This is a genomic window from Fibrobacter sp. UWH4 (assembly GCF_900142475.1).
Classification (GTDB): domain Bacteria; phylum Fibrobacterota; class Fibrobacteria; order Fibrobacterales; family Fibrobacteraceae; genus Fibrobacter.
Genome location: NZ_FRAY01000003.1, coordinates 86,315 through 109,832, shown reverse-complemented (window position 1 = coordinate 109,832; position 23,518 = coordinate 86,315). Strand labels below are relative to the sequence as shown.

Annotated in this window: 16 protein-coding genes; 2 read left to right on the top strand and 14 right to left on the bottom strand. The window is 50.1% G+C overall.

Features of this window, described 5'->3' with window-relative positions; genetic code table 11:
• Positions 1-17: 17 nt before the first annotated feature.
• From BUA93_RS05815 to BUA93_RS05805, 3 genes are read right to left on the bottom strand one after another with little or no spacing between them, the layout of a single operon-like run.
• Complete coding sequence (locus tag BUA93_RS05815; RefSeq protein ID WP_072978229.1) at positions 18-851, bottom strand: FISUMP domain-containing protein; 834 nt, start codon at positions 849-851, stop codon at positions 18-20.
• A gap of 2 nt (positions 852-853) precedes the next feature.
• A complete protein-coding gene (locus BUA93_RS05810; RefSeq protein WP_072978228.1) occupies positions 854-2,179 on the bottom strand; it encodes a hypothetical protein in 1,326 nt (441 codons plus the stop codon).
• Positions 2,176-3,051: a hypothetical protein gene (locus tag BUA93_RS05805; RefSeq protein WP_072978227.1), complete on the bottom strand. Its 876-nt coding sequence runs from the start codon at positions 3,049-3,051 to the stop codon at positions 2,176-2,178. The genes BUA93_RS05810 and BUA93_RS05805 overlap by 4 nt, the downstream gene beginning before the upstream one ends.
• Positions 3,052-3,117: 66 nt before the next feature.
• Between BUA93_RS05805 and ligA the strand changes: the two genes are divergently transcribed.
• The gene (ligA, locus tag BUA93_RS05800) at positions 3,118-5,277 is read left to right on the top strand and encodes an NAD-dependent DNA ligase LigA (protein ID WP_254793878.1); all 2,160 of its coding nucleotides are present in this window, start codon (positions 3,118-3,120) and stop codon (positions 5,275-5,277) included.
• A 1-nt stretch (position 5,278) separates the two neighbouring features.
• On the opposite strand, the gene BUA93_RS05795 is transcribed toward ligA, so the two are convergent.
• The 8 genes from BUA93_RS05795 to rplU form a co-directional block, all read right to left on the bottom strand.
• Positions 5,279-7,258 carry an FISUMP domain-containing protein gene (locus BUA93_RS05795; protein WP_083597176.1) on the bottom strand — a complete coding sequence of 660 codons (1,980 nt, stop codon included), beginning with the start codon at positions 7,256-7,258 and terminating at the stop codon, positions 5,279-5,281.
• An 81-nt stretch (positions 7,259-7,339) separates the two neighbouring features.
• Positions 7,340-10,252 carry a T9SS type A sorting domain-containing protein gene (locus BUA93_RS05790; protein WP_139257817.1) on the bottom strand — a complete coding sequence of 971 codons (2,913 nt, stop codon included), beginning with the start codon at positions 10,250-10,252 and terminating at the stop codon, positions 7,340-7,342.
• A 59-nt stretch (positions 10,253-10,311) separates the two neighbouring features.
• Positions 10,312-10,989 carry a hypothetical protein gene (locus tag BUA93_RS05785; protein WP_072978224.1) on the bottom strand — a complete coding sequence of 226 codons (678 nt, stop codon included), beginning with the start codon at positions 10,987-10,989 and terminating at the stop codon, positions 10,312-10,314.
• A gap of 135 nt (positions 10,990-11,124) precedes the next feature.
• A complete protein-coding gene (gene gdhA, locus BUA93_RS05780; RefSeq protein ID WP_072978223.1) occupies positions 11,125-12,474 on the bottom strand; it encodes an NADP-specific glutamate dehydrogenase in 1,350 nt (449 codons plus the stop codon).
• Between the two features lie 252 nt (positions 12,475-12,726).
• Complete coding sequence (locus tag BUA93_RS05775) at positions 12,727-13,512, bottom strand: inositol monophosphatase family protein (RefSeq protein WP_072978222.1); 786 nt, start codon at positions 13,510-13,512, stop codon at positions 12,727-12,729.
• Between the two features lie 38 nt (positions 13,513-13,550).
• The gene (locus BUA93_RS05770; protein ID WP_072978221.1) at positions 13,551-15,887 is read right to left on the bottom strand and encodes a hypothetical protein; all 2,337 of its coding nucleotides are present in this window, start codon (positions 15,885-15,887) and stop codon (positions 13,551-13,553) included.
• Between the two features lie 130 nt (positions 15,888-16,017).
• Positions 16,018-16,278 (bottom strand): 50S ribosomal protein L27, encoded by a 261-nt coding sequence (gene rpmA / locus BUA93_RS05765; protein WP_072978220.1) that lies wholly within the window; start codon positions 16,276-16,278, stop codon positions 16,018-16,020.
• 3 nt (positions 16,279-16,281) lie between these two features.
• A complete protein-coding gene (rplU, locus tag BUA93_RS05760; protein ID WP_072978219.1) occupies positions 16,282-16,767 on the bottom strand; it encodes a 50S ribosomal protein L21 in 486 nt (161 codons plus the stop codon).
• A gap of 229 nt (positions 16,768-16,996) precedes the next feature.
• Here rplU and BUA93_RS05755 point away from each other — a divergent pair, with 229 nt between their 5' ends.
• Complete coding sequence (locus BUA93_RS05755) at positions 16,997-19,849, top strand: glycoside hydrolase family 2 protein (RefSeq protein WP_072978218.1); 2,853 nt, start codon at positions 16,997-16,999, stop codon at positions 19,847-19,849.
• Between the two features lie 106 nt (positions 19,850-19,955).
• On the opposite strand, the gene BUA93_RS05750 is transcribed toward BUA93_RS05755, so the two are convergent.
• Genes BUA93_RS05750 through BUA93_RS05740 form a run of 3 tightly spaced genes read right to left on the bottom strand, consistent with a single transcriptional unit; the run spans position 19,956 to position 23,371 of the window.
• Positions 19,956-21,698, bottom strand: a complete 1,743-nt coding sequence (locus tag BUA93_RS05750; protein ID WP_072978217.1) for an FISUMP domain-containing protein — start codon at positions 21,696-21,698, stop codon at positions 19,956-19,958.
• 31 nt (positions 21,699-21,729) lie between these two features.
• Entirely contained in the window at positions 21,730-22,677 is a 948-nt protein-coding gene (locus tag BUA93_RS05745; protein ID WP_254793877.1) for a tetratricopeptide repeat protein, read from the bottom strand.
• 52 nt (positions 22,678-22,729) lie between these two features.
• Positions 22,730-23,371, bottom strand: a complete 642-nt coding sequence (locus BUA93_RS05740) for an energy transducer TonB (protein ID WP_072978216.1) — start codon at positions 23,369-23,371, stop codon at positions 22,730-22,732.
• Between the last annotated feature and the right edge of the window lie 147 nt (positions 23,372-23,518).

Here is a 23,518-nt window from a genome sequence, read left to right as displayed (position 1 = left end):
AAGACTCTTGCAAGTCTTTAATCGTGAACGCAGCGGATATAGGCGCGGGCGTTTCCCGGTCGAGTTTCGGTAATGAATGTCGCGGCATCTGAACTGTCAAATAACATAAAGCCCGACAAGCCACCATCATACGGAGCCCAGAACCGGGTTTTCTCCCCTAGCCCCACAAACTGATCATCGTCTTGCAGGTAGCCGCCGGGCAATATGTTAAACTCGAACTGATTTACGCCGTTCCACTCGTCAGAAGATTTCAGATAATAGGACATATTCTCAAAGTCCCATGATTCTTCCAGTACAAAGTCCAGATTCTGCCAATCCTGGTAGGTCGCAACATGGTAGCCAGCGGTACATACGCTCCGTTGCTTCTCCGAATATTCGCACTGCGTGTAATTGCACGAATCCGGCAGGTGCATCGCCTCGGCCCAGGTGTAGAGCCTTCCGTACTGTGCGCAATTCTCCTCATCGATGTCGTAGCAGACCCCTAGCGAATCTGCGCAGTCCGATTTCCAGAAATCGTAACAGTCCGAAGCCTCGTTTTTCGCAATCCAGGTGAAACCCCTAAATGACGTGAACTTGTAATGCGCATCAATGCTATGGGCGATATATCCGACGGTATAATGCGCAGAGTTCGACGAGGATTCCTGGGAACTCGATGAAGTTTCTTCGGCGCTCGACAAGGATTCTTTTGAACTCGACGACTGGGACACAGATGAACTCGAAGCAACGCTCGAACTGGAGACCGGGATATCGTACCTTTTATCCCCGCGGATGTCCCTGGGCGCAACGCCTTCGTCGATGCAGGCCGCAAACAGCAAGGCGCATGCGGCAAACAGAAAGTATTTCGCGCCCATCCTCATTTCGCAGCATCCTTCGGTTGTTTGTCGACACGGCAGGGGTACTGTTCCAACCAGGCAAGAACTTCTTCCCTGGAATGCTTTTCGGAGCACAATTCGGGATAGACCTTCGGCACAAGGTCTTCGGGATCAAGCACAAAATTCGTTACAGTCCAGTAAGCAACGGCTACACCAAGGGCAACAGCAAGCCCTCCCATAGTGCTATTGGTGGCCATCCCTCCCGGCAAGAACGATGCACCCCCAACAAGCAGAGAAGGCCAAAAGAGAATTTCGCGTTCCATCTGTTGACAATAATCGAAAGAATCGACGGGCACCCTGTAGGCCGTATTCCCGTAATCCTGCTTGAGCCATACACTCCTGGAACCTTCGTCATAACAGATCCCCTTGGACGTAACCGCAGTCACGGAATCACTCGGGTGTTCCGCAAGCGACATGGTTTTCGAGGAATCCGGAATCCGGAACCACTGACGCTTGATGGCATGCAGCGAATCGATTTTCCCATTTTCATCCCGCAAGCTGTCGGCATATACTGCATCAATTCCCCTCATTTTCTTGGCATTCTTTTTCGCCATCGAACGCATCACGTCGTTTCCGCCGAGTGTAGCCGTGGTGGACGTCCAGATATCCAAAGTCAGAGCAAAGCGGTTCCGGTCTTCATCCAAGTCGCGGCCATAGCGGAATTCCAGCGACACCTTGCTCTCGTTCCCGATTTTCCTTGACACATAGAATCCGCCGCCGACTTCCGTGTAGAAACGGTGCCGCGGGCTCGGGAAACCGCAACCAATCGAAATGCAGTCGTCATCGACAAAATAAACTTCGCGGCCGTTCCTGGAAAGGTGTTCCGTAAAACCAATTTTCCAGCTATCATTGAGCGGAATCTGTTCAATCGCCATGCCGCCACCGGAATAACGCCACAGAGCGCCGCGTTCACTGGATTTTATCGCGGGAATGGCAAGCGCATTCATGTCGCTCCAGGCCGTAAACCCAAAATAGGGAGAGACAAAGCCCATCTGCATGAAGGGAGAAAAAGTCTGGTAGCCCATCCCGAAGGTGAAATACCCTCCGCTGATATAGCCGGCGAGGTTCACGTCACCCCACCACTCGGCATAGCTGTAATGGCTATAGGACTTGTTCTCGTGCTTGCCGTTTTCCAGGTCGCCCGCATAATACGACAGTCCTAAACTCCCGATTGCGCCGTCCTTCGCGTAGCTGTCCATGTAGGCTGCCGCCGGAGGCGGACGCATCACGGAACTGCACCCCGCAAGGCAGACTGCAACCAACAAGAGCAACAAGGAGCCCACTTTATTTTTCAGCAAGAAAATCATAATAGCAGGCTCATTGAAAAAGACCAGTAAATAAGCGGATTGTCGTCCGGACGCGTCCCCATTTCAAACGAGAACATATACCCCTGATGACTCCTGGTATTGGATTCCTTTAACAGGGGTATGTTCGTATATCCCACAAAATCGATGCCATAGTAATAAATCCAGTCCTCAACGTGGTAGCCATCCCGGAGGGCCGGGTCTATATGATTCCCCGTTCTATAATCCGTACGGGTATACTCACGGAAACCGGGATTGATGATGTGCATCTGCCGGAGTCCGCCATGGAGTCCAAAGCCAAGACCGTGGTTATTCATGAACACCATGGTTCCACCCCCGACATTCAGGCTCCCTGTCAGCAGGTTTTCGCGGATGTCGATTGTCGTGGCTTCATCTTCGTCCCTGCCCAGATAACATCCGAAAGTCAAGTCGTACGTTGCGGCTAGGTATATCGGTCCCAGCCACTGGACAACCATGGGATAAAGCCCGACTTTGAAAAAGGCGGAGTAGGAGGCGTTCAAGAAAAAGCCTCCACCGAGACGGTTTCCCTCCCAATATTCCGCACCTGACGTATTTTCCGTTTTGGGCCACCTGAAATCATACAGTTTCATGTCAAAACGGTAGCCCGAACCGTCAATCTTGTCATTCGAATAATGCCGCTGCGGATCTTCGCTGGTACTGACGATTTTTCCCGAAATATTGCACTCGTCGCAGGCCCCGATATTTGTCGTAAACGAGAAAAAGCGCTGCGTTCCCGGTGCAATCTGCCTTGCCAAAAGCGCCTGCGGAACAAAACTGGGCGACAGGACGACATAATCGTCCGCCCATCCGGCAAAAGCGCAAAGAAATACAATCAGCAGGCAAATCTTTCGCATAGTTTGTTTAAAAAATATAATTTTCCCCCATCTTTTTTATATTTAAAACGAAAAGAGACAATAAAAATGGACCAGAAAGACATTGACCGCACCCGGTATTTTGAGCTTAAGAAACAGCTAGAAGAAGCGAGCCGCCTTTACTACAAGGAAGGCGTCTCCCCCATGAGCGACCAGGATTTTGACTTTGGGCTCAAGGAGATGGAAGCGCTCGAGGCGAAATACCCGGAACTGCGCGGCAATGCATCGCTCACGCAGCGGGTCGGCAGCGACTTGACGAACGACTTTGCGAAAGTCGCACATGCCGTGCCCATGCTCAGTATCGCGAACGTGTACAGCGCCGAAGAGATGGCGGAGTTCGTGAAAGCCGCCGAGGACGGAATTGCAGGCTTAGACGAGAGTGCAGCAAATCAAGATGGATTGCTTCGCTCCGCTCGCAATGACGGTGCCCGCTGGATTTGCGAACGCAAGATTGACGGCGTGAGTCTTTCCATCGTGTACGAAAACGGACGCTTGAAGCAGGCGGCTACCCGCGGCGACGGCGCCCAGGGCGACGATGTGACCTTAAACGCGCTCACGATTGCGGACATTCCCGAAACGTTAGATGCAAAGAAACTAAAAATCGACCCGAGCGAAATCCCGCAGGGCACTTTCGAAGTCCGCGGCGAAGTCTACATGGAGCGTGAAGCCTTCGAACGGCTGAACGAGCAGTTCATCTTGGAAGGCAAGAAAATTTTCCAGAACCCGCGCAATACGGTTTCGGGCTCGCTCAAGCTCAAGAGCGTGGCCGAATGCAAAACGCGCCCGATGCGCTTTTTTGCCTACCACATTCCGCAGAGTAACAACAAGACGCACGAAGAAAACCTGCTGCAACTCAAGAAGCTCGGGTTCCACACGAACGACTACTGGACTGCCGACACCACCGACGAAATCATGAAAATTTCGGAGCAGATTGGATCGAGCCGCGACAGCCTCCCCTTCGAAATTGACGGCATGGTCGTAAAGCTGAACGACCTTGCCATGCAGCGCGCCCTCGGCACCACGAGTAAGAGCCCGCGTTGGGCCATCGCCTACAAGTTCAAGGCCGAGCGCGCCTACACACCGCTCCTTTCTGTGGAATTTCAGGTGGGCCGCACCGGGGCCGTCACGCCCGTAGCGAACCTTGCCCCCGTGCGCCTCGCGGGCACCACCGTCAAGCGCGCCACCCTCCACAATTTCGACGAAGTCTCGCGCCTGGACCTGCATTACGGCGACACCGTCGGCGTCGAGAAGGGCGGCGAAATCATCCCGAAAATCACCGACGTCAAGAAGGAGCTCCGCCCGGCGGGGGCCGTCCCCGTGACCGCCCCCGAAAAATGCCCCGTATGCGGAGAACCGCTCACCCACATCGACGACGAAGTCATTCTCCGCTGCGAAAACATGCACTGTGCGGCGCAGGTGCAATGCCTGTTCGAACATTTCGTGAGCCGCGAGGCCATGAACATCGAGAACCTCGGCCCCGCCCTTATCGCAAGCCTGATTTCCACAGGAAAAATCAAGCGCATTCCGGACCTGTACCGCCTTACCCTCGAGGATTTGGAATCGCAGGAGCGCATGGCCAAGAAGAGCGCCAAAAACGTCTTCGACGCCATTGCCGCTTCGAAAGAACGTAGCCTCGAGAACCTGTTGCACGGCCTCGGCATTCGCTTTGTGGGTCGCACCAGCGCAAGGAACCTCGCGAAGCACTTCCGCACGCTGGAAAAAATCCGCACAGCCACCGTCGAAGACTTACAAAACGTGACCGACGTGGGCGAACGCATCGGGAAATCCGTCTACGACTTCTTCCACACCGAACGTTACACGCAAGAAATCGACGAACTTATCGCACTCGGCTGCCCCACCGAATTCAAGGGCGTCGTAAAGACGCTGTTCCAGGGGCAGACCGCAGTCATCACCGGAACGCTCCCGAGCATGGACCGCGACGAAGCCCGCAAACTCATCGAAGAAAACGGCGGCAAGGTCAGTGGCTCCGTAAGCAAGAAGACCAGCTGGGTCCTCGCGGGCGAAGCCGCCGGAAGCAAACTCACCAAGGCAAACGAACTCGGAATCCCCGTACACGACGAAGCGTGGCTTTTGGCGCAGATTGCCGCCAACGCAGACGAAACGACAACCGAGGGCAAAGAAAATCCCACTGGTAGTGCCGACACCAAGGGCGCAACCAACGCTGGCGAACAGATTAGTTTATTCTAACCTATCTTGCAGACTCGGGAGCCTTGGCGCTCCCCGTCTTATTTTTCACGCACCTAAGCGAAAATGCTGAGTGTTCAAAATCTTCCGCCGTTGCAAAATCATCCTTGGAATTAATCAGGTTCCAATAAACGGCGCCCATACCGGCGCCACCTTCGGCAGCCCAAAAATAAGCACTTGACCCCAGCTCGGCATACTCGCCATCAATATAGCGGCTTCCTGCAGGAAGTGCGTTAAATCCGCTAGCATTGTTTACAGGTTCTCCGCCCTGCACCCAGCCATCACGGCTTTTCAGCGCCGCCCCCAATCCCTTGCGCAAGCCAACAGCGTACTTTCCAAGACGCAGCCATTCTTCTTGCCGCGGAATATGCCAACCATCGGGACAAATTCCCTGATGATCCTGCGCAACCGCTTCTAGCGAAGCACTGTCTAGCGAACTCTCGATAAAATCTTCCGGAAGGCGCATCGCCACATGCCACGGATAAAGCCTTCCATAATTGCGACAACGATTATCCTTGTCCTCGTAACAGAAACTCCCTAGGGCTGCAAAGCGCAAATTTTCGGCCATCCACACATCTTCACCAACAGCAACCGTCCTGTAACGATTTCCATCGCGAATATCCGTAAGCGATGTACTGTCGTACAATTCATCGTCATCCGGCGGATCCATCAGGCAACGCACAGAATAAGCATTGTCCTTAATTGCAGACTCCATCACAAAATCATCATTATCATAAGGCAATGTCCAAGCAAGAGCCCGCAGGGAATCCCCCTCTGTCCCAGACCAGAAACCCGTAAAGAACTCCCGGCCAACAAAGACACCCATCGTGTCGCGATATCCTGCGGCAAGCCCCGTAAAACCAAAACCGTCCTCCCCCAACAGGACATCGTCGCTTTCTTGCCATCCTTCGCGAGCACGCAAATTCGTTCCCGCACCTACGGCATCATCAATATCCTTTAAATACGCAATCAAGTTCTGAAAATCGAAAACCGTCGGAATATGCCAACCATTCGGACAAATTCCTCTCGGCTTGCGTTTCATAACAGAATCTCGCGCAACCGTTTTAGAAAACTTTTCATCAAGTTTCATTACCACGGTCCACGGATAAAGCCTGCCATATTTTTCACAATTTTCTTCCTTGTACTCATAGCAAAAACTTCCCGGCACATTCACATTCAAGTTATCGACCATCCAAACCTGGTCACCAATGTGAACAGTCCGAAGCACCTTATTCTTCACCTTTACCACCTGCGGAACCACCTTGCGTGGCGGCGGAGGAGGTTCCTTGACTTCGTATAATTTATCTTCTACACATCGGATTGAGATTCCGTCATCTTTGCCGGAATAAACCTTTTCTAAAGTTCTTGAATCATACATCAGGTTCCAATAATAAGCTCCACCGTCATCAATCTCATTTGAAGACCAAAACTGCGTCGTTCGACCCAAGTCCATAAAGCCGCTATAAGGTTGCTTAATGCCGGCCGGAATGGCATTGAAACCAAATTCGTCGGATGCCGCCGGTATACGCAATTCCTTCTCCCACAATTCGGTTGATTTCAGACTTATTCCCACTCCATCGCTAATCCCTTTTTTAGCGACAAAATATTTAAGCTTGTACCAGTCCTTATTCGTTGGTACATGCCAACCGACCGGACACGCATCATGGTACTGCCCCGGTTTCAATTTGGAGAAATCAAATTTCTTAATGAAATGACTATTGTAATAGTCACTCATCCTCATGGCCATCGCCCAATCATAGAGTCTGCCATACCTTTCACAATTATAGTCTTTCTTGTCGTAGCACCAGCTCCCCTTCACATTAAAGCGCAAATTTTCGGCAAACCAACGCTGCTCCCCGATCTGCACCGTCTTATAGGTGCGACCATCGCGGATGTCCTTAAAATCGGGCATTTTCAGGACATGCGCACTCGCAAGTCCCGCTCCGCCCAACAACATCACCAATAAAAACGCCTGTATCTTCATTTTCGCCCTCTTACCAAGCAATATATACTCAAAAAAGCCTAAAGGACAAATAAGCGTAAACTTTTTTATTAGGCGACTGTACTAACGAATAATCACTTTTTTTATCTGGTACTTGTTCCGGACAATATACACGCCCGCCTTCTGGACAGGAATTACGGCAGATTTTCCCGTTCCATTCCACACGCGTTTGCCGCTCAGGTCGAACAGAGCTGTATTTGCGCCATTAACTAAATTATTAAGATGAATTTCGCGGTCAATGACACTCACCTGTAGCGCCTTGTAGATAAAAGGCCGCTGTCCGATGCTAATAGGAGCATCGGGATCAAGCCCCCTCTTGTCTGAAAAAATCGGAAAACCGTTGTTCACTCCATCGGCATCATACTTAAACGCCTCCCCCATTTTTTTCGCAAAGTTCTTGGTTTTCATTTCATCGATTGCTTGAGAAATCCCAATATCTTTACATTCTTCTTGACCCATTACTACATAATATGCATTTACAGCAAATTCTGCATCGTCACTTGATATTTTATGGCATCTCTTGTCAGCATTATAAACATTCACAATTTCGAAATGAATGTCGTGATAATACAAGAAATTTTTACTTCCATAAATAGAACCTACAATACCATTCAAAGCCTCGCCCACATTATAACTATTTGCCACACGAGACTTCACAACATTGCGGGATATATAGCCATCTTTAAAATCATCAAACAGGACATACCCAACAATCCCAGCACTATAATTTCCGCGAACAACACCTCCGTTGTATGTTTTATTTATAAAAACATCATGATTTGCAATAGCCCGTTGTTCCTCATCACTTTCCGGCCAACGAGTTGAAACAGGATGAATATGACCGGATCTCATTACACCAGCAATACCCCCCGCAACATCAGTAGCTTCCACGACAGCATTTTTATTCCAGCAGTTTTCAATAATGCCAGCATTTACAGCAACAACAGCACCCGCCGTATCACCAAAGATATAGGAATCCGCAATACCTAAATTTTTGATTGTTCCAAGATTTTCTCTAAATAGTCCAGCATAAACAGCATCATTACTGTACGTTTTCACGGTCGTATCCACATAAATTCCCGAAACAGTATGTCCTCCACCATCAAAAGTGCCCCACGGCCCCAAACTTACTGGCATCCAAGGCCTCTTTGCCGATGCATTCAAATTGATATCAGCAACTAACTTATAATTCGAATTACTGTAATGATTAGGTGAACGAGGATCCCTATAAATCAAATCATATAGTTTCCAAAAATCCTCTGCCGTAGCTATAATGTACGGAGATTCAGAAGAGCCGTCGCCATTAAGGAAATGAAATACAGGATATCCGTCATTTTCATTATTTTCATCAACGCCATAAAAGACACCCAATTCCTTTGCTCCAGCAGACTTAAGCGTTTTTGAATCAACAGAAGCAACAGTAACATCAGATACAATCGTAGTATCAGAACTAAAGCTTATCAAGTACACATTCCTCGGGTCAGACATCAAATTCTTATCATAAAGCATTGAATCTAAACATTCTTTTAAATCCATATCGGTATACAAATCACCATAAAATGCTCCATATACTCTTTTCGCTGACACATTGGACGCATTGTAGGCGCCATGTAATACATGGCCCTCGTTTCTAATAGTGGCTTCTGCGAATAACCCACCTGCAGGTCCTTCTTGTGCAGAAATATTCCCCCTGTTATAGACATAGTATTCCGGAGCATACATAAGCCATGAACGAGACTGCCTTTCGCTCGCAATTCCAGCCACATAAGCATATCCAGTCACATCACCATGATTTCGGACAAAGCGATACATTCCTAATCCGGGATCAGCCTCATTCATTATTCCAGAAACATATTTTGATCCTGTTACAGTCGCAAAGTTTGCAACATCATATAACTTGGCACGTAAGTTTCCGCCAATACCGCCAACCATAACAAGACCCTTCACACTTCCATCTACAGAAACGCGTGACAAAATGACATTATCTGATGTATTAGAACTTGTACACCCTAAGAGACCTCCGACAGCCAAATCACCTTCGACATCAATATCTTTAAGTTTTAAATTATCAATCGTTGATTCTTCTAGATATTTGAAAAATCCAGAACAATAATTGGCTTGAGGAAAGCTTTGGCGCCAATTTTTAGACCAATAATCACCAAACAGCAAAGACGAATCAATTGAAGACAACGCATCTAAATCCAGCCATGTATCATGAATAGCAAAACCAGATACAGAATGACCGTCGCCATCATAAACAATGTTGTTTGCTGTTACAGGAGTCCATTCGTTATCCTCCTTCGGAAAAACAATATCGGCCGTTTGTCTAAAAAAAGATTTTTCCGTTGTATAGCGAGTTAGATTCACTCCAGCATGACGTTCAAAGCGGCGTAAATCATGTAACGATCCAATCAAGAACGGATCTTCGAATGTACCACGCCCATGGTCAAACAACATGTCTGAATAAAAATAAGCCGACAAGGGATAACCTCTATTGATAGGCTTTGCCCCCGTATCTGGGAAGAAGTATGCCCCCATTGAGTCCGCATACGCATGAATAGAATCTATATGTTCTTCAGAAAAGTCATATAGATGCAAAGAGTCTAGGCATTTGCGAGAACAGGTATCATTTAAAAACAGTGACGACACCTTATCTTCCCCAACAACCGAGCCCGCATTGTAAGAATTGGAAACCCGTCCGCGACTTGAATTCAATAATCCAGCCACCCTACTATTTCCCGATACATTTCCCAGATTAGCAAGATTTTCCAATTCATTGAAATTATACCTATCGGAAATTTCAAAATAACCTATTAATCCAGCTACCGCATCGGAACCTTTAACTGTTCCGAAATTAAAATTATGCTGAATCAGCCCTGATCTACAAGCAAGCTCACCGCAAATCCCTCCCACCTTCAAAGATCCTGTCACAGAAGCCCGATTTATTAACCCCATACTTTTTCTTGCTTCGAACACGCTTCCAAATACACCTCCGACAACAGAGTCTGCCTTAACACTTCCCGACACGTCGATATTCAATACATTAAAATCATATTCTGAAATACGTTCTTTTTTTGAGTAATTAATCCTCCAAGAACTACTGAATTTAGCCGAGTTGCCCCTGCTAAACCGACTAGGCCGCCCACAAACTTGCGTCCTTCAACAATCACATCTGCTTCAATATTTTCAACATTTCCACCCGCCCTATTTCCAAACGGATTATAATAATCTCTTGATCGTTCGTATTCAAAAGAACCGGCAAGGGTTCCCACAAAATCACGCCCCTTGACATAAGAATTCTTAATTACGATATTCGTGGCAATTCCACTCCAAGCACCGAACAAGCCCTGATAGTCCTTATCACTATTGATATAAAGGCCGCTAATAGAATGCCCATTACCGTCCAAGTGAACTCGGGCAAATTTAGTGGTATCCCCATAAACGGTCCATTTGTTCTTTGGCGCAGACGTTGCCCAATCCTTGGCGTCACCCGTATTCAAAACAATATCTGCATCCAAGCGGTAATAGGCCGAATCAGAATAACGCTTAGCCATCAAGGCAAACTCTTCTGCCGTTGAAATAATGTAGGGATTTTCAATTTTTCCTATACCAGATTTAAAACGCTCTGCCACATTGCCCGTCCACACATCCGAAGCGGCAAACACAGACAATTGGAATAAAACAACTGCTACACAAACTTTGATTAAATGCATTTTCCTAACCTCATTTTGTTTCCATACAAATATAGCTTTTTTAACAAAAAAGCCCCCGGCTTTTGACCGAGGACTTTTATGGATCCTATCGCCCCTACGGGGCTCCAGGATGACATTTCGCGTGGCGTGTATTAATTACACTGCACCTTGCCACTTCATGGCATCGGCAACCTTGAGGAAGCCGGCGATGTTTGCACCCATCACGAGGTTGCCCTTCTGGCCGTACTTGACAGCGGCAGAGGAAGCAGCGGCGTAGATGCTCTTCATGACGCCTTCGAGCTTCTTGTCCACTTCTTCGAAGGTCCAGGAGAGACGTTCGGAGTTCTGGGACATTTCGAGGCCGGAGGTAGCCACGCCACCAGCGTTAGCAGCCTTGGCAGGTCCAAAGAGAACGCCAGCCTTCTGGAAGGCTTCGATAGCTTCCGGAGTAGACGGCATGTTTGCACCTTCGGCAACGGCCTTCACGCCGTTAGCGATAAGGGCCTTGGCACCTTCAAGGTCGAGTTCGTTCTGAGTTGCGCACGGAAGAGCGATGTCGCACTTGACAGTCCAAACGCCCTTAGAACCTTCGTGGTATTCAGAACCCGGAACGAGCTTAGCGTATTCGCTGATACGAGCGCGCTTCACGTTCTTGAGGTCGAGAACGATGTCGAGGTTGATGCCGTTCGGGTCATAGATGTAGCCGTTGGAGTCGGACATGGTCACGACCTTGCCACCGAGCTGAGTAGCCTTCTGGCAAGCGAACTGGGCAACGTTACCAGAACCGGAAATCACGACGGTCTTGCCCTGGAAGGAGTCGTTAGCGAGGTCCTTGAGCATTTCACGAGTGAAGTAGCAGAGGCCGTAACCGGTAGCTTCGGTACGAGCGAGAGAACCACCGTAGGAGAGGCCCTTACCGGTGAGAACGCCCACAAATTCGTTGCGGATGCGCTTGTACTGACCGAACATGTAACCGATTTCGCGAGCGCCAGTACCCTGGTCACCAGCCGGAACGTCCGTGTCGGCACCGACGTGCTTGCAGAGTTCAGTCATGAAGGACTGGCAGAAACGCATCACTTCGTTGTCGCTCTTGCCCTTAGGATCGAAGTCGGAACCGCCCTTGCCGCCGCCCATGGGGAGCGTGGTCAAGCTGTTCTTGAAGATCTGTTCGAAGCCGAGGAACTTCAGCATGGAAAGAGTCACTTCGTTACGGAGACGGATACCGCCCTTGTACGGGCCGATAGCGGAGTTGAACTGCACGCGGTAGCCACGGTTCACCTGAACGTTACCCTTGTCATCGAGCCAAGGTACGCGGAAAGTGATCACGCGTTCCGGTTCGACGAGGCGGTCGATCACGCCGTTGGTTTCCCAAGACTTGTCCTGTTCGAGGACGGGGTCGAGGGATTCGAGGAATTCGCGGACAGCCTGGTGGAAGAGGGCCTGGTCCGGATCACGGGCGACGACCTTGTCATAAACCTTATGAAGGTAAGCATTCTTGATTGCCATTTTATATATCTCCGTTGAGAGTTTGGATTGTTAATGTTTTCAACGGTTGTAAAGATAGCAAACAGCTATCACAAATAGTGAAAAAACGGGAAAAATCTTCAAAAACTTACATTTTTGTAAGTTAGTATTTTGCAAGTTTTCAAAATTGCCTTTTTTCGTTAAAATTAAAGGGCGTAAACAACAAAAACCTACAAAAATGTAGGTTTTCATTTATTTTGCATTAAAGTAAAATTCTTTTTACAAGAAACAAGTCTATTTAAGGCAACCCAACAAAATTTCGTGCAAAACGCCGTTAGAGAACGCAACTTGTTCTCCATCAACGAATTGCATCGTCGAACCGTCAATACGAGTCGATTTTCCACCCGCTTCCTCGACCAGGAGCGCAATCGCCGCGATATCCCAGGGGTAACTCATCGTCATCACGAAACAGTCGATGCGTCCGCAAGCCGTAAAGCAACCTTCGATCACCGCCGAACCCAGGCATTTCACGCGTTCGAACGTTTCAGCTTCGGCTGCAAAGTTTTTCGAGTTCTGCGCATTGATTTTTTCGGCAACACCCACATTAAAGTCGCCGTTACTGACAATGGCATGCACAGGATCCGCTTCATCGCTCACGTGAATCGGCTTGCCGTTCATGAACGCTCCCCCGCCCTTCACTGCGGTATAGAGTTCGCCGAGCTTCGGCAAGTTCACTACAGCCACCAACGGTTTGCCTTCAAAGTGGAGCGCAACGGAAATTCCCCATAAGGGAATTCCGCGGCTAAAGTTCACCGTACCGTCCACCGGATCGATAATCCAGCGGAAACGCGGGTCGGTCCCCTCGATAACGCCCGCTTCTTCTGTACGAATCGAATGTTCGGGAAACGCCTTGCGGAGTCCTTCCACAATCAACTTTTCACTCGCGATATCGGCGCGGGTCACCACGTCTTTCTTGGACTTGTACTTGACATCGCCCAGGTTCTGTTGTATTTCAAGACAACGAGCGCCCGCTTCTTTAGCAAGCGCCTCAGCCACTTTTAAATAATTTTGATATTCCATTTGTAATCAACTCCGAATTCCGAAATCCGAAATCCGAATTATTCCTTGTATGCGCAGCACCTAAATCCGATACTCGGCGACTTGTAGAAATTCGCCGCGCCGCGGTAAGAAATCCGCTCGCCCGTCAGGAACACGACTTCGATGTGGTCGGGCACGTACTTCATGCCATTACCGATCTTTTCAAGCCATTCATCGCCGCCTTTCTTGTATTCCGAATAAAGGGAATAATCCGTCCCCACGGAATTTCCACTAGAATCTTGTACATCAAAGAACTGCAAAGTATCCTTGAAATCCTTCTGCGTCAACACCATGAAGAGAGTCCTTGATGTATCTGCCTGGAACACGGTATCCACCTTGGTCCCTTCGCGATACAGGTAGATAGAATCTGTCGTATAGGCCAGTCGCGTAAACACCGGGAAACTACGCCGGGTACAAAGCGCCTGCGTCTCAAGGTCAATCCCGCTCAAGACCATGTAGGAGCCGCCCTTGATGACGGCAACGGAATCCTCGGAGCGACCCATCGCCCACTCCTGGTACTGTCCCGGCAGGTCACGCACGCCCATCGGATTCATGCAGTGAGGATTACGTTTGGTTATATCCGACGCCGAGGCGGAATCGTTGGTCGCCACGTTGCAATCCCTGAACAAGACATCCGAGATTTCCAGGGTATCCTGGACGACACCGTAAGCGAGCGTTCCGCCCGAAAGGCAGACTAGTTCCCAGTCGCGTTCATTGCAAAGGCTCACCTTAAAGCCGCTCGCCGAGACCGCCTCGCAAGCCGCAAGCGCCTCGGAATGCAAAACATTTGTCACGAACTCACCCGAATCGTTTCGGTGCTCCGTGCGTTCCATGCAGAACTTCAGCGAATCTGAAGCCTGTACCGCGACAAATCCTTCGGGGCATTCCAGTTCTTTCGCCAGTGCCCCCGGCGAAACATAAACAGTATCAATCAAGGCCGCCGAAAAATAGCCAGACTTGTCGACAGAACGGATTCGCAAGATCAGCGTGTCGCCAGGCGCCACCCAGCGGATCGTATCCGCTACGAAAGTCCCAACCGTAGACACGGCAAACGTATCGGCGGAAACGCCATAATGGGTGCCATACCGGCCAGACTCATCAAGTTTTTTGCTGTAGGCAACCCACTGTTTTTCAATGCGGTCCCAATACTCGACCATATAGGTCTTCACGGTATCGTAGCAAAGCGAATACAGGCAGGAATCCGGAATGAACAAGACGGAATCCACCACGACGCCATGGTGCTTTGTATAGGGGTCAATGCTCCTATTCCAGAAAATTCGCAAATGGTTGTTGCTGTCGAGACGCGCCATTCCCGGATACAGAGTATCTTCGATTGTATAAAGCTTCGTTGCCAATAGCGGGGCCACCGAATCCGTCGTCGAGATAAGTTCGTATGCGGCAGCGTTACCGTCGGTTCCCGAATAGTTTCCGCTGGTGTCCCAGGAACTGTACCCTACCGAATACTCGCTTTCGGAGCGGAGTCCCTCGATAATCAGGCGGAATTCGTTGGAATCCGAATTATCGACATTGTAACCCTTACCGTCAAAGATAGCGATACGCAGTTCATTCTTCTTGGAATCGGCGCTATGGGCAACCGTATCTACCCAAACCGAATCGTTGTTGGAATAAAATCTTGCATGGCGCTTGAACAGGCTTCCACCCGTAGAATCGATTCCGTCGGGAGTTTCTACCCTGAGTTTAAGATTTCGCAGGTCTTCGTCCTTGTCATCGGTATGCAACACGATATTGTAACCCAGAATCGGTCCAGAAAGTTCGTTCGGCTTGTAATAAACCGTTTGGTCCGTTGGACGCAACCACCTCAAGCGGACACCCGTCGTCCATACGGAATCGCGGATATTGCCGAGCAAGGATGGATCCATATCGTCACAGAAATGCAGATAGACTCGCTGGACAGAACCCGGACGACCGCTCGAATACTCGCAATAGAAAGCCACCAGCAGGCTGCAGCGTTCCGCCACATAATCCTGAATATAAGGAGTCACGTCCACCGTATCGAACAAATTTGCCGAACCGGACGCATACTCAAAGCTCGTAGTCGCCTTCGCAAGCTTGTCCTCGTTCACAGTCTTTGCCGTATCGCCGACAACATCGTCATCGACCCAGATATAGACCTTTTTAAGCTTATCCGTATCGATCGGGTAACGGAAACGCACCTTAAAACAATAAGCCCCGCTATCGGCATCCTTGCCACATTCACGAATCACCGACAAGTCCGAAATTTCACGGTTTAAAAGGAACTCGGTTGAACTGTCGTCGTCGGAACACGCAGAGAAGGTTCCCGCCAAAGAAAGCAGGAACGCCACAAAAGAAAAATAGTACAGCAAGGACTTTGACATCACGCACATAAAATAGCAAAAAATAGTAGTAGGAAGTAGACAGTAGGCAGTAGACAGTAGGCAGTAGCGGGCTAAAACAAAAAACCGGCGGTACTTGTGGTACCGTCGGCTCTAAACGATTCAAAACCGATTAGTTTTCTTCCGGGTAGACAGAAACCTTCTGACGCTTTGCATCGAGGCGTTCGAACTTCACCTTGCCATCGATGAGGGAGAACAGAGTGAAGTCCCTGCCCATGCCCACATTGTTGCCACTGTGGAAGTGAGAACCACGCTGACGAACGATGATGTTGCCAGCCTTGACAGTTTCGCCCGCATACTTCTTAACACCAAGGTACTTGGCGTTACTGTCGCGGCCGTTACGTACTGAACCTTGACCTTTCTTATGAGCCATGGATTATACCTCCTTAGCCTTACGCAGAGAGTTCTTCTTGACCTTGGCGGGCTTCGGGAGACCCTGGGCAATCTTTTCCTTGCGAGTCAGAGGCACAGACTGCACCTTCTGCTTGGCGAGGGCAGCCACGCGAGCGCGGTTGCGTTCGATAACCTTGGAGTCGACCTTTGCGGATTCTGCGCCGGAGCGAAGTTCCGTAACCAGCACCTCGGTATAGCCCTGACGATGACCGTTACGACGTTCGTAACGGGTACGACGCTTCTTCTTGTAAACGATGACGGTGTCATACTTGCCGTGGGCAAGCACTTCAACCTTCACGGAGGCGTCGTTCAGGACAGGGGTGCCGATTTGCACTTCTTTTCCTGCGAAAAGAAGAACGGACTTGAGCTCCAGTTCGGAACCAACAGCGGCATCGAGCGTGGGGACCTTGTAAGCCTTGCCCAGCTCAACTTTATACTGGAAACCACCTGTTTCAACAATAGAATACATTTTTGTAATCCTTTTTGGGTTGCTATTGGGACCCCAAATATAGAAAAAATCCACTCGGTGTAAAGGGATTGTGGAAAAATAGTTGGTAGAACTTAGTTAATAGAACTTTGTTGGCCCTTTGGCAAGCACCAAAAACAAGCTTTTCTAAGCTCTAAGTTCTAACCACTAACCACTAACCACTAATCACTTTTTCTATCTTTTCACCCAAAATTTCATAAAGGACACTCGAATGAGCAAGATTTTGAGCCTTGACGGCGACTGGCAGATGAAGTGGGACACTGAAGATGCCGGCATTTCCAACCGTTGGTATGCCACCTATCCCCAGGATACAGAAACTGTACAAGTTCCACATATCTGGGAAAAAGCCTTTGACAAGCTCCTAATGTCGCAAGATTGCGCCTTCTATTTCAAGCGTTTCACTATCGAAGACGAAAAACAAGTCACCAAGCGTATTTTCCTCCGTTTTGAACGAATTGCAACGCACGCAACCGTATGGCTTAACGGCAAGCTCCTCGGAACTCATTTCGGAGCCTACACTCCCTTTATCATTGAACCGCAGAAAGCCCTGAAAATCGGCGAAGAGAACATCCTTTGCATCCGTGTCGCGAACATGGGTACCACCAACGGCCGTATCGACTTCGGCCGCGAAAGCGAAGACGGCGCCGACGACCGCTATGCCCACCCGAGTGAAATGCCGGTTGGCCTCCCGTGGCAGCAATACCCGTTTGGCGGCATTTTCGGTCACGTGGACCTGATTCTTGGCACGACCGCCTTTATTTCTGACGTGCGCCTCGAACCCGACGCGGACACCCAGCGAATCGCCTGCGACATCAGCTTCAACAACCCGCGCAACTACCAGACCAGACTCCGCGTCCTGATGAAGAATCCCGACGGCGACGTGTACGAGCACTTCGTGGACAACATCAAGCTCGACAAGGAAAACATGACGCAACGCTTCGTGTTCGAAGTCAAGGAACAGCAGCGTCACAAGTTCCAGTGGAGCCTTGAACACCCGAACCTTTACGCCATCGAATTCCAGCTGGAAATCAAGGCCGGCAAGGAAAAGGACGGCAAGGAAATCAAGCGCGCCGAATACGCGTTCCCGGTCGTACGCACCTTCGGTTTCCGCAAGTTCGACTGCCTCAAGGGTGACTACTACCTGAACGACCAAATTCTGAAGATCCAGGGCATCTCCTACAACCAGCAGTGGAGCGAAGGCGGCCTCTGGACACTCAACAACCCGAAGCTCGAAAAGGACCTGCTGGCAGTCAAGAATGCAGGCTTCAACGCCATCCGTTCCTGCGGCGCACCGCTTCCCGAAGAAGCACTCAACATCTGCGACAAGATTGGCCTGATTGTTTTCCAGGAATTCCCCATCCACACCATGAGGTCTACCCCGCAGGGTCTCGAAATCGTGAAGAAGCTGATCAACGACATCGTCGAAGAACAGCACCACCACCCCTGCATCGGCATCTGGGTCATGGGCGCCGAAAACGGCACGCTCCTGTTGCAGAACGGTAACAAGCTCCTGAACGCCATCAGCCCCGTCGACATGACGCGTCCGGTCATCAGCAACCTGAACAGCATCTACCTCGACAACGAAGGCAACTTCCGCAAGGATACCGGCAAGCTCCTGCCCGTCTCGGTCGATAAGATTTCTACCTACGCGACGCTCCGCGTGAACCCGCGCATGACACCGAACGCGGCCTACAGCCACTACCTCGCCCACAGCTTCGACCGCGACGCCGAAGAACCGCTGTCCGTTCCCGATACGGGCCTCGGCGACAGCCACTTCCAGGACGAAGAAGAAAACGTGGCAAGCGACATCAACAACAAGATGCTCGTGACCTTGAAGAACCACACGCTTCTGCCCGCCAACGCGACAAACATCGCAGGTCCGCGCAGCGGCAAGGCACAAAAGAACATCAAGACCTTCATCAAAGCTGTCGAAACGTTCGTCGAAAGCGACCTTTCTATCTGGAAGGACTACAAGAGCTTTATCGCCGACGCAAACCGCATCGCGCTGAAGAGCAAGCTCGACCAGATTACCGCCTTCCAGAGCAACCCGCAAATCGCCGGTTTCTTCCTGGACCAGTGGGCAGACTGCGGCACGGACTTCTACGGCCTGTGCGACGAAAACCGCGTGAGCAAGGGCTTCGACAGTTTCATCAAGGAAATCACGACCCCGAGTCGCGCTCTCGTCAGTGAACTTGAACACGTCGTCGCTCCGCAGAGCGAAGTCAGCTTCCAGGTAACGCTCCTGAACAACAGCCGTTACGAAGACGTATCCGTCGAAATCCGACTGATTGACGAAAATGGCAAGGAAATTTCCTGCGACAAGATTTCTCCGGAAGAAGCCGCAGGCAAGACCAGCCTTACGCAGATGGGCATCTACACGACCATGGCACCCCGCAACGAAGGCAAGTACCAGTTGCAGATTACGCTCAAGAACGACGGCAAGGAAATCCACACTTCCTACGAGGACTTGATCGTTATCGCCGAAGCCGACGTCAAGAGCGCCATGAAGAAGGTCTGCTTCCTTGACAACAGCGAAGAATCGAGCGACGCCCTCGCCGCCCTCACCGGCCCCGAACAGATTATCTTTACGGCTAACCTGAGTTCTTGGCCCGACGAAATCCTCGACAAGCTCGTGGACGTCGTGAAGAACGGCGGCAAGACGCTCCTGCTTTCGGACCTCACCCAGGAAGACATTGACTACCTGAACCAGAGTCACCAGTTCGATTGCAACATTGAATCTCACTGGAGCACCGGTGCAAACGAACTCAGCCTGCACTACCTGCCCAAGGGTTCCGCACTCGCCCCGGTCTTTGGCGAAGCTCACGTTCTCGACCACAATGCGGCGGCCATCATGCCAAGCATCTCGCTGAACGAACTCCCCGAAGCAACCGTATTCGCCCGCTCCGTCACGCTGAAAGAAGGCGAAGTCAAGACCGGTGCAGACCTGCAGCTCTACCCGTTCGGCAAGGGCAAGATCATGTTCAACCAGTTCAACGTATTCGAAGGCCTCGAAACGAACCCGCTGGCAGACAACTTGTTCGCAACGATCGTGAACCTGCTGTAATTCGGCAAAGACAAACATTAGAAAAGGCGCGGATTATTCCGTGCCTTTTTTCTTTTCTCAAACAATCTGTGTAAGTCGCGGACCGATTCAAAGCCGCGACACCTTGCTAATTCTTGACGCAACGAATAGGATATCCGGACTTCCGGGTTCTCAAATTAAAGTTCCAGCCGTTAAGCTCCCAAGACCTCATATCAGAGGCAATGGGAGCATATTTCAAGCTAGCAACATCCATTCCCGCCGGAGCCCCCGCGATAAAGGTTTGCGACTTATGGATTGAAGCCAACCAGAAACCATCGCTTTCACCGACTTCGACAAAGGATCCTTCTTCAGTCCTATGTCCCATAGGAATAGATGAAAAACCAGACGCATTAGCCGGCTCCGTCCATGAATCAAAATTCCACCCTGTAACCGACTTCATCGCATAGGGGAACGTATAGTAATCATTCGGTGTGACATCACCAGTTATCGATGACGTCCACCAAGCATTAGCCTCCTTTCCATAGGTTGGTAGAATGTAATTTACGAGAGCATTCCAGTCCTCTTCAGAAGGGATTCGCCACCCGTCAGGGCAAATTCCCTGATTGATTTCCATCAGTGGATATTCAACACTGTCTGCCGCAAAAGATGCATCCAAATTCATTGCCGCGAGAAAAGTGTAGTAACGTCCCACCTTTTCACAATTCGACGGATTGTCCTCATAGCACCAGCTGTTTCCCTTCAGATTGGGAGAACTAATGCTATCCGAGTAATTCAAGTTTTCAGCCATCCATACCTGCGAGCCCAAAGAAACCGTCTTGTAGCTTTTTTGGTCGCGGGCATCAACAAACGTTCCGTACTCCACAGATGGGTTCAAATAATCCGCTTTCGGGAAATCCCACATCGTCGTCCTGCGGAATCCGGAATCCGTGCAAACGAAATACTTAAAATCTTCAACAAGTCCCTGAATAATTTTGGAACTTCCCGCAACGCAGTCATTTCCGTAAGTATTGCGTTCCACTTCGGTTGCTTCTCTCCATAAGCCACCATCGCAGATATACCGATCGTAATAGTGGTCCTGATAAAATTTCCCTTCGACAACAACCCCATTGACGCACTTATTGCCGTAAGCGCTGTACTCAGCCTTGTTAGCAGGGCGCCAGCCCTTCTCGTCGCAGACATAATAGCCATTTCCTTCGTGAACGATTTCATATTTATTCGACGACCCGCAAGAAGGCAATACATCTTTTGCATTGGTCGAATCCATCAGGCAACGCACCGAGAACCCCGCAATGGAGTCCTCGCAGACAAAGCCATAGTCCTTTCCCGGTAAAAACTGTAAATAACAACCAGGTCGCGATGTCGCCAAATAGGATTCTTCATAAAGTTTACGGTAAGAACCATCCAGCCAGCGATACCCCCCTCCAAGAAGATTAAACGAGAAAAGACCTGTTCCCGGATACCAGGAATAAGATTTCAAACTTTTAGCGGGTTCTTGATCCGGTCGAACAACCGAGACATAGCCTATCAGTTCATTCCACTCGTCTTCAGTGGGAATATGGAACTTTTCGGGACAGAGTCCCTCCAGCCCACCGGTGTACAAACGGCCAAATCTTACGCAATTAGAATCCGCATCATCATAGCATCCGCTAGATTCCGCCTGGTACTGCAAGTTTTCTTCAAGCCAGACTTGGGTTCCGATTTGGGTTGAATAATAAATGCGATTATCCCTCGCATCCTTAATCGGAGCCTCGATACTTTCTGTAGGCGATTTCAGGCTAAAGCTTTCGTCGACACTTGAAGATGCCGTATCGCCACATGCAGATAGCACCCAAAGCGCAGACAACAGAACAAAACTCTTGTAATCCTTCATACAAGCAAATATAGAATATATAATATCGCAGCTACTTCTTTTCGCGGATTCGTTTGTACAGAATTTCAGCCTTTTCTGTGTCGCCCGCATTCGAGAAGACGTGGCCGACATTTTCGGCGCCGATACGCCCCTGCGAATTACCCGCAAGCCAAGCCCTCATATAGCAATCAAAGGCTTCGTCATAGCGTTTCTGGGTAAAGTAAATTTGTCCTAAATCTAGGTTCAAGTCCGCCTTTCCCTTATTGTGACGGAGACCCTCTTCGAGAGTAAAGATAGCCATCCACGGAGAATTATTCTGCACATACATTTGCGCGAGGTAGCGGCGGGCAGAAACATTTTCCGGATCCATCAAGAGTCCGTTTTCCATCTCGTTCAGGGACTGCCGCGTAGAATCCATGCTGCGGTAATAGTAGGCCATGGTAAAGTGCACATCGGCGCCTGCGGTAGCCGTCATCTGAAGCGCATTCTGAAGCGTCTTGATGGCGTACTCATAGTCACCGAGTTTTTCGTAGACTTCGGCAAGGCCGTACCACGCATCCATTCGGTCCGGATTCAGTTGCAGGGCGCGTTCAAAATTCTTCTGCGCAAGCGTCCAGTCGCGACCCTTAAGGTAACATTCCGCAAGGGCAAAATGCACATGGTCCGATTCCACGCCGAGTTCGATGGCGCGGTTATAAGCCGCTATGGCCTCGCCCACATCACCACCTAAATAATAAAGATCGCCCAGGAGCATCCAGGCCTTTTCAAACGTCGGCAAAAGTTCCACGGTGCGCTTGTACGCCACCATCGCGACCTGCTTGCGGTCAAGCAGCACCAAGGCGTTTCCCAAGTTGAACCAGGCAAAGGGCTCATAGCGGCCTTCGTCTATCGCCGCACGGTACAGCGGCACCGCTTCCTTATATTTTCCCTGGTCGTACAACTCATTCGCCTTGAAGAAATAATCTTCAGCAGCATACGAAAATACAGGTAGAAAAATCAATAATAGTAATGAGGTCGCGAGCAAGGCGACCTCACACCTCGTACCTCGAACCCTAGTTAACAAAGCGGAACTCCTTTGTGGCTTTCTGCGCCACGGGGAAACCGCCCAGCTGCGCCGGGCTGAACTTCCACTGTCTTACGGCCTTCAAGGCTTCGTTGTCAAATCCATATCCGGGCGGCTCCTGCGTCAGCACCTGGGCCTGCGCCACGTCGCCATACACATCAATCACAATCAAGACCTTCACATAACCCGAAACGCCCATACGCTTCGCCTTTTCGGGGAACTTCGGCTGGATTTCACGCAACACCTGCGCCTGTTCATCCACCTCACCCGCTTCGTAAACGACATTTTCCATCGAGCCCGTCCCTACGGCCACGCCATCACCGGCGGCACCGCGCGCCAGCGACAGATCCATTTGGAAATTCTGGCTACGGGACACGCCCATATTCGCCGAAATCTTGAACGGGTTTGGATTCATCATGGTACGCAGCACCTTCTGCTTGACCTCGGGTTTCTTCTCGCTCACGAGAACCTCGACTTCCGTCACCGATTCCAGTTCCTTTTCCGTCTTGACGCCCTTATCGAAGAAAAGCGTATTGATGACCGGAATCGCAAGGAAGAACACCGCACTCACCACGAAGGAGAGCACCAATGCCAGCGGGAAGCGAAAATATTTTGCGAGAAAATCAATCATAAGACTACGAGGTATGGGGTCGGGCATCGCCCTTTGAGGTATGAGCACGGACCTACGGTCCTTTGAGCTTTCAGTATCGCGCCATTGGCACCATCTTTAGCCCAGAGCCTTGCTTGCAAGGCGACCTCATCGCTCAAAGCGAGTGAA